The organism is Mesorhizobium sp. M1E.F.Ca.ET.045.02.1.1 (assembly GCF_003952485.1).
Taxonomy (GTDB): domain Bacteria; phylum Pseudomonadota; class Alphaproteobacteria; order Rhizobiales; family Rhizobiaceae; genus Mesorhizobium.
On the sequence record NZ_CP034447.1, the window covers coordinates 5146740 to 5159147 of the forward strand.

At 63.4% G+C, this 12408-nt stretch carries 9 protein-coding genes; 7 read left to right on the forward strand and 2 right to left on the reverse strand.

Going from position 1 to position 12408, the window contains the following annotated elements; translation table 11 throughout:
• Positions 1-9: 9 nt before the first annotated feature.
• Positions 10-282 (forward strand): DUF2249 domain-containing protein, encoded by a 273-nt coding sequence (locus tag EJ070_RS24785; RefSeq protein ID WP_126093702.1) that lies wholly within the window; start codon positions 10-12, stop codon positions 280-282.
• 21 nt (positions 283-303) lie between these two features.
• Here the strand turns inward: EJ070_RS24785 and EJ070_RS24790 are convergent, their stop codons facing one another.
• Positions 304-645 carry a hypothetical protein gene (locus EJ070_RS24790; protein WP_126093703.1) on the reverse strand — a complete coding sequence of 114 codons (342 nt, stop codon included), beginning with the start codon at positions 643-645 and terminating at the stop codon, positions 304-306.
• A gap of 462 nt (positions 646-1107) precedes the next feature.
• Positions 1108-1824, reverse strand: a complete 717-nt coding sequence (locus tag EJ070_RS24795) for a helix-turn-helix domain-containing protein (protein WP_245464667.1) — start codon at positions 1822-1824, stop codon at positions 1108-1110.
• A gap of 169 nt (positions 1825-1993) precedes the next feature.
• Between EJ070_RS24795 and EJ070_RS24800 the strand changes: the two genes are divergently transcribed.
• The 6 genes from EJ070_RS24800 to EJ070_RS24825 are packed head-to-tail and all read left to right on the forward strand — an operon-like array spanning position 1994 to position 12406.
• Positions 1994-4735 carry an MFS transporter gene (locus EJ070_RS24800; protein WP_126093704.1) on the forward strand — a complete coding sequence of 914 codons (2742 nt, stop codon included), beginning with the start codon at positions 1994-1996 and terminating at the stop codon, positions 4733-4735.
• A 14-nt stretch (positions 4736-4749) separates the two neighbouring features.
• Positions 4750-8490 carry a nitrate reductase subunit alpha gene (locus EJ070_RS24805; protein ID WP_126093705.1) on the forward strand — a complete coding sequence of 1247 codons (3741 nt, stop codon included), beginning with the start codon at positions 4750-4752 and terminating at the stop codon, positions 8488-8490.
• Complete coding sequence (gene narH, locus EJ070_RS24810) at positions 8487-10013, forward strand: nitrate reductase subunit beta (RefSeq protein ID WP_126093706.1); 1527 nt, start codon at positions 8487-8489, stop codon at positions 10011-10013. Before EJ070_RS24805 ends, narH begins: the two co-directional genes overlap by 4 nt.
• The gene (gene narJ / locus EJ070_RS24815) at positions 10013-10711 is read left to right on the forward strand and encodes a nitrate reductase molybdenum cofactor assembly chaperone (protein WP_126093707.1); all 699 of its coding nucleotides are present in this window, start codon (positions 10013-10015) and stop codon (positions 10709-10711) included. Before narH ends, narJ begins: the two co-directional genes overlap by 1 nt.
• A gap of 12 nt (positions 10712-10723) precedes the next feature.
• On the forward strand, positions 10724-11503 hold the full coding sequence (gene narI, locus EJ070_RS24820) for a respiratory nitrate reductase subunit gamma (RefSeq protein WP_126093708.1): 780 nt from the start codon (positions 10724-10726) through the stop codon (positions 11501-11503).
• A gap of 3 nt (positions 11504-11506) precedes the next feature.
• Complete coding sequence (locus EJ070_RS24825) at positions 11507-12406, forward strand: peptidylprolyl isomerase (RefSeq protein WP_126093709.1); 900 nt, start codon at positions 11507-11509, stop codon at positions 12404-12406.
• Positions 12407-12408 lie beyond the last annotated feature (2 nt).

Sequence of the window (12408 nt, forward strand, 5' to 3'; positions counted from 1 at the left end):
AGCCGCGCAATGGGAGGGAATATCCCGGCGAATTATGAGGAGCAGCAAGTCGCGCCATATGATGTGAGGCGGCTTCATACGGCAAGGAAACAGTCGGCCGTCATGTCGATGTTCGACGGCCTCGAGCCGGGCCGGACATTCTCGGTGATCCTGGACTTCGATCCCCGCCGATTGAAGCGTCAGCTCGAATCATCTTTCGCCGGCGACCTCATCTGGGTTTGCCTTGAGGTTGGGCCGCCGGAATGGCTGATCGAAATCGGGAAAAGAAAACCGGCTCGATGATCCGCCGGCTTGAGGTTTCAACTAGCGTACAAGCGCGGTGAGAGCGGCAAATTGACCGAGCTGCCGCATCGAAAGCGCGCCGTCCCTTGCGATCGTCGCGATGTCGTCAAAGAGAAGGGCGAAGTCCTGGTAGACACTGCTGTCCGGTTCGGCCTCTCCTATCTCGTCGAGATCCTGCAAGAACAATAGAATGGTCTCGATGTGCGCGCGTTGATGGCGAGCGTTGGTGAGATGCCCGCGAGCCGCCGGCCCTATCTCCGAACTGGCAAAGCGGGACAGCGTCTCGTCCAGCTTGGAGCGGCACCGGCAATCCAGCCCCGCCTCGGCGATCAGCCCCGCCAGCCGCGCAACGGTGATCGCCATTTCCGCGGCGCTGTTTTCGGGAAGACCGTGCTTCATATTCTTCTTCTCCCGTCGCGGACAGTGTGCCTGGAGTCGCTGTGCTGTTGACCTGCGCCCTGGCAGCCTGGCCGAAATGAAACCTGGAACCAGATCGGTGGGCTACTTCAAGAATAATCTTCAAGATAATCGATGCTTCCGGGGGATGTTTGCGCTGGAGCAAATACCAGATCGATCTTCGCACCTATTGCGCCTTAGTTGTCCCGATGGCGGGCGACGCCAGGCCCGCAGGGTGTAGAGCGGCCACAGCACGGCACATTGCCAATGTTGAGACCGCAACACCATCGACCGGGCACGGGGCGGCGGAGCGAAGACTGTAAATCGCACCACGGCATTTGCCGGCGATCACGGATCAACCGAATTGAGTGGCCCGGCAACGCGGTAGTCCCATCGGCGGATCCTTCCGCTTTCGTTGCGATTGCCAAATTAGATTGCAAAGTCCGCTCCGTCGATAAGCGGGTCGGGCGTGCATGCGGCGGCAAGGCGGCGCGAATCGAGGATTGCGATCGTCTGGCCGTCGACCCTGATGCCCGACTGTCCCAGGCTCGACAGCGCGCGTGAAAATGATTCGCGCGTGATGCCGAGCTCCGAGGCGATGAGCGTCTTCTCGAACGGCAGAACGGCTCGATCCGGCGTGCCCTGCCGCTTCGACAGCGCCAGGAGATAACATCCGACACGCTGGGTCGCTGTCCTCAATTTGAGGTTCTTGATCTGACGGACCATGCGTCGAAATTGGTGCGCGAGGCTTCCGATCACGGCATGCGCCAGCAAAGGGTCCGCATCGACGGCCGTGCGGAACGCCACCGCATGAATCAACAAGAACCGCGAAGGCTCGGGCACCCGGGCCTGCATCAGATAAGGCGCATCGCTCAGGACGGCGGCGGGGATGATGAGATCCGGAGCGCTCACAGCCTCGATCAGGACTTCACGACCTTCGGCCGATCGTCCGAACAACTGCGCGGACCCTGCCAGCACGATCAGCTGGAAATTCGGCACGTCGCCTTGTTCAAACAGAACAGTGCCTGGGGACACGCTATGCACCATGGCATGTCGCAACAGGTCATTGCGGCGGGACGCGGGTAGCCCCCGAAACAGCGGCAGCTCTTCCGGCGCCACGTCGCCATGCGTCATTTCGCCCAGCAAATCTTTCTTCTCCGATTTCAGGTCTTTCGGCCATCGCCGCATTGTCTGTGACAAATGTCACGCCGCGCCTTGATTTAGATCAATGCCTGACGATGCCGGCTTAGCCATTTTGGCCTCGATCGGGCGAGAGTCCGATCCTTGAGAGCAACTGTCGAAGAGGCTGCCGGCGATGAAAACGACCGTCAATGCGAAGTCCGGTCAAATCCTGGGCGCAAGCACGGCGGCATTCACGGTCTGCTTCGCGGTCTGGACCATCTTCTCCATCATCGGCATCCGCATCCGCCAGGAACTCGGCCTCAGCGAGACGCAGTTCGGCCTGCTTGTCGGCACGCCGATCCTGACGGGTTCGCTGCTCAGGGTCGCGCTTGGCATTTGGACCGACCGCTACGGGGGCCGCATCGTCTTCACGGTGAACATGTTCGCGGCCGCGGCCGCGACTTTCCTTCTGTCCTATGCTCACACCTATCCGCAGATGCTGGTCGCGGCCCTCGGCGTCGGCATCGCGGGCGGCTCCTTTTCCGTCGGCGTTGCCTACGTGTCGCGCTGGTTCCCGCCGCAAAGACAAGGTACGGCGCTCGGTATCTTCGGCGCGGGCAATGTCGGTGCCGCGGTCACCAAATTCCTCGCCCCCTTCGTGCTCGTCGCCTTCGGATGGCAGGCCGTGGCTGAGGTCTGGGCAGCGGCCCTCGTCGTCATGGCCGTCATCTTCTGGTTCATGACGGATGACGACCCTGTCATCGTCGAACGTCGGCGGTCGGGCATCAAGCCGAAGAGCGCCTGGCTTGAACTCGAGCCTCTGAAGAACGTCCAGATCTGGCGTTTCGCGCTCTACTATTTCTTCGTCTTCGGCGCCTTTGTCGCGCTTGCGCTCTGGCTGCCGCAATATCTCATCAATGTCTACGGCCTCGACATCAAGACGGCCGGCATGATCGCGGCCTTCTTCTCGGTGCCCGCAAGCCTGTTTCGTGCCTATGGCGGACACCTTTCGGACAGCTTCGGCGCCCGCCGCGTGCTCTATTGGACCTTCTTCGTGTCGGTCGTGACGACCTTTGTCCTGTCCTATCCGCCGACCGACTACCTCGTTCACGGCGTCAACGGCACGACAACCTCCTTCCACATCGAGATGGGCCTCTTCGGCTTCATTGTCACGATATTCGTGCTCGGCTTCTTCATGGCTCTCGGTAAGGCCGCCGTCTACAAGCACATCCCGGTTTATTATCCCGACCATGTCGGGTCGGTCGGCGGCCTTGTCGGCATGATCGGTGGCCTCGGTGGTTTCGTGCTGCCGATCCTGTTCGGCCTGCTGCTTGACCTGACCGGCCTTTGGACGAGCTGTTTCATGGCGCTTTTCCTGCTGGTCTCCGGCGCGCTGATCTGGATGCATATGGCCATTCGCCAGATGGAACGCGGAACTGTAGGCGAGGCTCTCGCCAAGCTCCCGCCTTTCCCCGAGATGCAGGACATGCCCGCGCCCGTGGCAAAGACGCGGACGGGCGGCCCCCTTACCGACTGGCGACCGGAGGACAAGACCTTCTGGGCCGAAACCGGCCGCCGTATCGCCAAGCGCAACCTGTGGCTTTCGATCCCGGCGCTGCTGCTTTCCTTCGCCATCTGGCAGGTCTGGTCGGTCGTCGTGGCCAAGCTTCCGCTCGTCGGCTTCACCTTCACCACAGACCAGCTCTTCTGGCTCGCCGCTCTGCCCGGGATATCCGGGGCGACGCTGCGCATCTTCTATTCCTTCATGGTGCCGATCTTCGGCGGCAGGCTCTGGACGACGCTGACCACCTGGTCGCTCATCATACCGGCGGTCGGCATTGGCTATGCGGTGCAGAACCCCAACACGCCCTATGTCGTGCTGTTGATGCTGGCGCTGCTCTGCGGATTTGGCGGCGGCAACTTCGCCTCCTCAATGGCCAACATCTCCTTCTTCTTCCCGAAGGCGGAGAAGGGGAATGCGCTCGCCCTCAACGCCGGCCTCGGCAACCTCGGCGTCAGCGTCGTCCAGTTCGTCGTGCCGCTGGCGATCACCACCGGGATATTCGGCTGGCTCGGCGGCGATCCGGCCATGGTCAAGGGACCAGCCGGCGATGCGCCCTTATGGCTGCAGAACGCCGGCTTCGTCTTCGTCCCGTTCATCATCCTCTCGGCCTTCGCGAGCTGGTTCGGCATGAACGACATCGCTTCGGCCAAGGCGTCCTTCAGCGAGCAGGCCGTGATCTTCCAGCGCCGCCACAACTGGATCATGTGCTGGCTTTACACCGGAACCTTCGGATCCTTCATCGGCTATTCGGCCGGCTTCCCGCTGCTGACGAAGATGCTGTTTCCGGACGTCAACGCGCTCCAGTTCGCCTTCCTCGGCCCGCTCGTCGGCGCCCTCTCGCGCTCGGGCTCGGGCTGGCTGGCAGATCGATATGGCGGCGCGCGGGTCACCTTCTGGGCCTTCGTGCTGATGATCGCTGGCGTTTCCGGGGTGTTGTGGTTCATCGGCATCAAGGATCAGCCCGGCGCGTTCCTGGGCTTCTTCGCTTCCTTCCTGCTCCTGTTCTTCGCCACCGGCGTCGGCAACGCCTCCACCTTCCAGATGATCCCGGTGATCATGGCCAAGGAGTTGGGCCGCTTGCTGCCCAAAGCCAACGCCGAAGCCCGTCGCCAGCAGGCGGAGAAGGAGTCCGCCGCCATCACCGGCTTCACCTCGGCGATCGCGGCCTTCGGCGCCTTCTTCATCCCGAAAAGCTACGGCACCTCGATCGCTCTCACGGGCTCGCCCAACGCCGCGTTGTGGGCGTTCCTTCTGTTCTATGTGAGCTGCCTTGCCATCACCTGGGCTGTCTATACCCGCAAAGGCGGCCTTCTCCACGACATCGAGCGCGCCAAGCGCGGCGCGCCCGTCCATCCGGCCGCAGCCGAATAACCAGGGAAAAATCAATGTCGCATTTTCTCGACCGGCTAACCTTCTTCCGCAAGACCGTCGACAGTTTCTCCGACGGCCACGGGATCGTGACCAACGAGGACCGCTCCTGGGAAGACGGCTACCGCAAGCGCTGGCAGCACGACAAGATCGTGCGCTCCACCCATGGTGTGAATTGCACAGGCTCCTGTTCGTGGAAGATCTACGTCAAGGGGGGCATCGTCACCTGGGAGACGCAGCAGACCGATTACCCGCGCACGCGGCCCGATCTGCCCAACCACGAGCCTCGCGGCTGCGCGCGCGGCGCCTCCTACAGCTGGTATCTCTATTCCGGCGCCCGGGTGAAATACCCGATGATCCGCGGCCGGCTGCTGAAGCTGTGGCGCGCCGCCCGCGCCAAGATGACGCCCGTCGCGGCCTGGGCCTCGATCGTGGAGGATGCGGACAAGCGCCGGTCCTACATCTCGATCCGCGGTCATGGCGGCTTCGTCCGCGCCACCTGGGACGAGGTGAACGAGCTCGTCGCGGCAGCCAATGCCTACACCGCCCGCAAGCATGGCCCGGATCGCATCATCGGCTTCTCGCCGATCCCCGCAATGTCGATGGTATCCTATGCGGCCGGCTCGCGCTATTTGTCGCTGATGGGCGGCGTGTGCATGTCGTTCTACGACTGGTACTGCGACCTGCCGCCGGCAAGCCCGCAGACCTGGGGCGAGCAGACCGACGTGCCGGAAAGCGCCGACTGGTACAATGCCGGCTTCATCATCGTCTGGGGCTCCAACGTGCCGCAGACGCGCACGCCCGACGCGCACTTCTACACCGAGGTGCGTTATAAAGGCACCAAGAGCGCGGTCGTCTCACCGGACTATGCCGAAGCGACGAAGTTCGCCGACATCTGGCTCAATCCGAAGCAGGGCACCGACGCCGCGCTGGCGCTCGCCATGGGCCACGTGATCCTGCGCGAATACCACCTCGACCGCAACGTGGCGTATTTCGACGATTACGCCCGGCGCTACACCGACATGCCCTTCCTGGTGCGGCTTGCCGAGCGCGAGGGCAGGCTCGTCCCGGAGCGCCTGCTGCGCGCTTCCGAGATCAGGGGAGCCCTCGGCGAGAAGAACAACCCGCAATGGAAGACGGTCGCCATCGACGAGGCGACGGACGCGCTGGTCGCGCCGCTCGGATCGGCCGGCTACCGCTGGGGCGAGCAGGGCAAGTGGAACCTCGAGGAAAAGGACGGCAAGGGGAGGGATGTCCGGCTGAAGCTCACCCTTGCCGGCGACGGAGCCGACATCGCGGCCGTCGACTTCCCTTATTTCGGCGGCCGCGCCAGCGAGCATTTTGTGGCCACCGAGCATGGCGACATCCTGACCCGCAATATCCCGGTCCGCACCATCAAGACCGTCGACGGGCCGGTGAAGGTGGCGACAGCCTACGACCTGCTCATGGCCAATTACGGCCTCGACCGCGGCTTCGGCGGCGCCAATGTCGCCGCTTCCTATGACGCCGACGTGCCGTTCACGCCCGCCTGGGCCGAGCGCATCACCGGGGTGAAGCGCGACGCCATCGCCACCGTGGCGCGCGAGTTCGCCACCAATGCCGAAAAGACCAACGGGCGCTCCATGGTGATACTCGGCGCCGGTCTCAACCACTGGTACCACATGGACATGAACTACCGGGGGATCATCAACCTCCTGGTGTTCTGCGGCGCCATTGGCCAGTCGGGCGGCGGCTGGTCGCACTATGTCGGCCAGGAAAAGCTGCGCCCGCAGACCGGCTGGACGCCGCTCGCCTTCGCGCTCGACTGGGCGCGCCCGCCGCGCCACCAGAACTCGACGTCGTTCTTCTACGCGCATACGGACCAGTGGCGATACGAGACCCTGACGGCGGCGGAGATCCTGTCGCCGACCGCGCCCGAAGGGGACTGGAACGAGAGCTTCATCGACTACAACGTCCGCGCCGAGCGCATGGGCTGGCTGCCTTCCGCGCCGCAGCTGAAGCAGAATCCGCTCGACATAGCCAAGCGCGCTTCGGCGGTCGGCCTCGAGGTCAAGGACTATGTGGCGAAGGCGCTGAAGTCGGGCGAGCTCGACCTTGCCTGCGACGATCCCGACGATCCGGCCAACTGGCCACGCAACATGTTCGTGTGGCGCTCCAACATCCTAGGGTCGTCGGGCAAGGGCCACGAATACTTCCTGAAGCATCTGCTCGGCACCAAGCACGGGGTCATGGGCAAGGATCTCGGCACCGAAGGCAAGGTGCGCAACAAGGAGGTCGCCTGGCACGACGAGGCGCCGCAAGGAAAGCTCGACCTTCTGGTCACGCTCGATTTCCGCATGTCGACCACCTGCGTCTACTCCGACGTCGTGCTGCCAACCGCCACCTGGTATGAGAAGAACGATCTCAATACGTCCGACATGCATCCCTTCATCCATCCGCTGTCGGCGGCTGTCGACCCTGCCTGGGAAGCGCGCTCGGACTGGGACATCTACAAGGGCCTCGCCAGGGCCTTTTCCGACATCGCGCCGGAAGTGCTGGGGGTGGAGAAGGACGTCGTCCTCACCCCCATCCAGCACGACACGCCCGGCGAGATCGCCCAGCCCTTCGATGTCGCCGACTGGAAGCGCGGCGAGATCGAACCGATCCCGGGCAGGACGATGCCGGCGGTGAGCGTCGTCACGCGCGACTATCCGAACCTTTACGCCCGCTTCACCGCGCTCGGCCCGCTGATGACCGAGATCGGCAATGGCGGCAAGGGTATCAGCTGGAAGACGGAGCACGAAATCGCGGCGCTGGGCGCGCTCAATGGCGTCCAGCCCGCCGGTGCCGCCAAGGGATTGCCGAAAATCGAAACGGACATCGACGCCACCGAAGTCATCCTGATGCTCGCGCCGGAGACCAACGGCGAAGTCGCGGTCAAGGCCTGGGAAGCGCTCTCCAAGGCGACCGGCCGCGAGCACGCCCATCTCGCCATCCCGAAGGAAGACGAGAAGATCCGCTTCCGCGACGTTCAGGCCCAACCGCGCAAGATCATCTCCTCGCCGACCTGGTCCGGCATCGAGAGCGAGAAGGTCTGTTACAATGCCGGCTATACGAACGTCCACGAACTGATCCCGTGGCGCACGCTGACCGGGCGCCAGCAGCTCTATCAGGATCATCTTTGGATGCGGGCCTTCGGAGAAGGTTTCGTGACCTGGAAGCCGCCGGTCGATCTCAAGACGATCGCTCCGGTCAAGGGGCTCAAGTCCAACGGCAACAAGGAAATCGTCCTCAACTTCATCACGCCCCACCAGAAATGGGGCATTCACTCCACCTACACCGACAATCTCCTGATGCTGACGCTCAATCGCGGCGGTCCTGTCGTGTGGATTTCCGAGACCGATGCCAAGGCCGCCGACATCGTCGACAACGACTGGGTCGAGGTCTTCAACGCCAACGGAGCGCTGACCGCCCGCGCCGTCGTCTCCCAGCGCGTCAAGCAAGGCATGATGCTGATGTATCACGCCCAGGAGAAGATCGTGAACACGCCGGGCTCCGAAATGACCGGCAACCGCGGCGGGATCCACAATTCGGTGACGCGCACGGTGCTCAAGCCGACGCACATGATCGGCGGCTATGTCCATCAAGCCTACGGCTTCAACTACTACGGAACTGTAGGCTCCAACCGCGACGAGTTCATCGTGGTTCGCAAGATGGCGGCCGTCGACTGGCTCGAGGAACCCCTGGAAGCCAATGCCCCTAAGGAGGCCGCAGAATGAAGATCCGCGCACAGATCGCGATGGTGCTGAACCTCGACAAATGCATCGGGTGTCACACCTGCTCGGTTACCTGCAAGAACGTCTGGACCAACCGGGAAGGCGTCGAATACGCATGGTTCAACAATGTCGAGACCAAGCCCGGCGTCGGCTATCCCAAGGAGTGGGAAAACCAGCAGAAATGGAACGGCGGCTGGCGGCGCAAGAAGAACGGCAAGATAGAGCCGAAGATGGGCGCCAAGTGGCGCATCCTCGCCAACATCTTCGCAAACCCTGATCTGCCGGAAATCGACGACTATTACGAGCCGTTCACATTCGACTACCAGCATCTGCACACAGCGAAGGAGTCGAAGGCTTTCCCCACCGCCCGTCCGCGCTCGGCCATCACCGGCGAGCGGATGGAAAAGATCGAATGGGGGCCGAACTGGGAGGAAATCCTCGGCGGCGAATTCGAGAAGCGGTCGAAGGACGTGAACTTCGAGGGCGTCCAGAAGGACATCTACGGCCAGTTCGAAAACACCTTCATGATGTATCTGCCGCGATTGTGCGAGCACTGCCTCAACCCGGCCTGCGCGGCCGTGTGCCCGTCAGGCGCCATCTACAAGCGCGAGGAGGACGGCATCGTCCTGATCGATCAGGACAAGTGCCGCGGCTGGCGCATGTGCGTGTCCGGCTGCCCCTACAAGAAAATCTACTACAACTGGTCGTCGGGCAAATCGGAGAAGTGCATCTTCTGCTTTCCACGCATCGAGGCGGGCCAGCCGACGGTTTGTTCGGAAACCTGTGTCGGGCGCATCCGCTATCTGGGCGTGATCCTTTACGACGCCGACCTTATCGAGGAGGCCGCCAGTACGCCGCAAGAGAAGGACCTCTATCAGGCGCAACTCGACGTCTTCCTCGATCCGAACGATCCGGCCGTCATCGCCCAGGCCCGTGCCGACGGGATACCCGACAACTGGCTGGAGGCGGCCAAATTGTCGCCGGTCTGGAAGATGGCGATGGAGTGGAAGATCGCCTTTCCGCTGCACCCGGAATACCGCACCCTGCCGATGGTCTGGTACGTGCCGCCGCTCTCGCCCATCCAGTCGGCGGCGGCCGCCGGCAAGATGGGGCTGGACGGCGATATGCCCGACGTGCGCAGCCTGCGCATCCCGCTCCAGTATCTCGCCAATCTGCTGACGGCGGGCAATGAGGAGCCCGTGGCCCTTGCGCTAGAACGCATGCTGGCGATGCGAAGCTACATGCGGGCAAAGACGATCGACGGCCGCCTCGACGAGTCGATCGCGGCGCGGGTCGGCCTTACGGGCGCGGCCATCGACGACATGTACAAGGTGATGGCGATCGCCAATTACGAGGATCGTTTCGTCATCCCAACGTCGCACCGCGAATGGAGCGAGGACGCCCAGGACCTGCGTGGCTCCTGCGGCTTCTCCTTCGGCAACGGCTGCTCGGGCGGTTCCACCGAGACCAACCTCTTCGGCACCAAGCAGACCAAGCGGCCGACAAACCCGATGGAGATCGCGTGATGGCGCCGCTCTCGAACAGGACCTTCAAGGCGCTCTCGGCTCTCCTTTCCTATCCGACCGAGGAACTTTGCGCGGCGATCCCGGAAATCACCGCGGCGGTCGCAGACGAGGGACTGGTATCGGACGAAGCAGGCAAGCACCTGCAGTCCTTGCTTGCCGATCTGGCCACCCTGGATCTCTACGACTTGCAAGAGCGCTACGTGGAATTGTTCGACAAGACGCGCCGCCACTCGCTGCATCTCTTCGAGCACATCCACGGCGAGAGCCGCGATCGCGGCCAGGCGATGGTCGATCTGGCCGAACACTACCGGCGTGGCGGCCTTGCCGTCGCGTCAAACGAATTGCCTGACTTCATCCCGCTTTTCCTCGAATTCCTCTCTGCCCGTCCCTTTGAGGAGGCGCGCGGGCTGCTCAATGAAACCGGCCACATCTTCTCACTGTTGGAAGAGCGGCTCGCCAAGCGCGACGCAGGCTATGCCGCCGTATTCACGGCCATACGCTCGATTGTCAGCGAGCCGGCCGTGGCCGTGGGCGCCGCCGAACTCGACGAGCCCGACGACCTGGCGGCCATCGACGCCGCCTGGGAAGAGACCGCGGTCGCATTCGGTCCCGGGAATGCGACCGACGGCTGTTCCGTCGACCGACTAAGAATCCAGATGCGCGCCGCCAATCGCGATGCGCGCAGTAGCGTTGCCTGACGGAGGAAAGCCATGTCCGACACAATCAACGCCGCGCTCTTTGGCTGGTATCCCTATTTCTGCCTGACCATCTTCCTGCTCGGCAGCCTGATCCGGTTCGATCGCGAGCAGTACACCTGGAAGACGGGTTCCTCCCAGCTGCTGCGGCGGCGTCAGCTCCGCTGGGGTTCCAATCTCTTCCATGTGGGCATCCTGGTGATCTTCGGCGGCCATTTCGTCGGCCTGCTGACGCCGATCTGGGTCTTCGATGCGCTCGGTGTTTCCCACAGCTTCAAGCAGGGTCTTGCCATCACCGCCGGCGGCATCGCCGGTGTGGCCTGCTTCATCGGCATAGCGCTTCTTGCCCATCGTCGTCTGTTCGATCCGCGCATCCGCAACACGTCGGCGCCGGGTGACATCGCGATTTTGTTGCTGCTCTGGCTGCAGCTCACGCTTGGCCTTTCAACCATCTTCGTCTCGCTCGGCCACATGGATGGCCATGAGATGGTGAAATTCATGAACTGGGCGCAAGGCATTCTCACCTTGCAGCCGGCGGCCGCGGCCTACGTTGCCGACGTCAACCCGATCTTCAAGGCGCATCTCCTGCTCGGCATGACGATCTTCCTGGTCTTCCCGTTCACGAGGCTGGTTCATGTCTGGAGCGCGCCGGTCTGGTATCTCGGCCGTCCCGGCTACCAGGTCGTGCGCACACGCTTCGCGGCCCGCCGGCCACCTGCGCCGGTGCCAGCGATGCGGTCGTCCGAGCCGGTTCGGCGGCCCGCTGCCGCTCCCTCCCATCAGCCTGCGGAGTAGACCATGGCCGCGCTCGTCATCGATCATTCGGCCGGCCGCAAATCGTCCGAACATCCGCACGAACACCGACCCGCAACTCCTGACACGGCGCCCTCTCGTGAACGCGTGGCGATGCCGCCGGTGACCGTCAACGGTGTGGCGATATCGCGAAAGGCGATCGCCGCCGAGGTGCAGAACTTTCCCGCCCGCAATCCCGGCGAGGGCTGGCGTGCCGCAACCCGTGCGCTCGTCATCCGCGAATTGCTGCTGCAGGAGGCCCGGCGCCTCGATATCGCCGTGGAGCAGCGGATCGATCAGGATGGACGTCGGGAGACCATCGAGGATGCGCTGGTGCGCGGCCTGATCGAGCGCGAGGTTCGCGTTCCCGAGGCGGTTGAGGAGGCGCTGTGTCGCTTCTATGAGAACAATCTTCGCCGCTTCATGACGCCGCCCCTCTATGAAGCCGACCATATTCTCATAGCGGCTCGTCGCGATGACAATGAGGCCTTTGCCGCCGCGCGTGAAAAGGCGCTGTCACTCAGGTCCAGCCTGGCCGCCGCGCCTGAGCGTTTCGCGGCGCTGGCGCAAGACTGCTCGGATTGCCCGTCGGGAGCTCTTGGCGGCAGCCTCGGCCAGATCGGACCGGGCGACACGACGCCGGAATTCGAGGCCGCTCTCATCGATCTCACCCCGGGCGATATCTCGCCGCCGGTGGAGACGCGCTACGGCGTCCACCTCATCCGGTTGACGCGACGCATCGATGGCCGCCAGCTTCCATTCGAGGCTGTGCGGGAACGCATCGCGTCCTACCTGGCCGAGCACGTCAGCCGGCAGGCGACGGCGCAATATGTCTCTCTCCTCGTCGGCCGGGCGGACATCGGCGGAATTGCCATCGACGGCGCATCCTCGCCGCTGGTTCAGTGAGG

Bases quoted from the DNA above. Each gene is read 5' to 3' on its own strand.
- EJ070_RS24785 (WP_126093702.1), top strand. From the start codon at position 10: ATGGGAGGGAATATCCCGGCGAATTATGAGGAGCAGCAAGTCGCGCCA.
- EJ070_RS24790 (WP_126093703.1), bottom strand. From the start codon at position 645: ATGGCGATCACCGTTGCGCGGCTGGCGGGGCTGATCGCCGAGGCGGGG.
- EJ070_RS24800 (WP_126093704.1), top strand. From the start codon at position 1,994: ATGAAAACGACCGTCAATGCGAAGTCCGGTCAAATCCTGGGCGCAAGC.
- EJ070_RS24805 (WP_126093705.1), top strand. From the start codon at position 4,750: ATGTCGCATTTTCTCGACCGGCTAACCTTCTTCCGCAAGACCGTCGAC.
- narH (WP_126093706.1), top strand. From the start codon at position 8,487: ATGAAGATCCGCGCACAGATCGCGATGGTGCTGAACCTCGACAAATGC.
- narJ (WP_126093707.1), top strand. From the start codon at position 10,013: ATGGCGCCGCTCTCGAACAGGACCTTCAAGGCGCTCTCGGCTCTCCTT.
- narI (WP_126093708.1), top strand. From the start codon at position 10,724: ATGTCCGACACAATCAACGCCGCGCTCTTTGGCTGGTATCCCTATTTC.
- EJ070_RS24825 (WP_126093709.1), top strand. From the start codon at position 11,507: ATGGCCGCGCTCGTCATCGATCATTCGGCCGGCCGCAAATCGTCCGAA.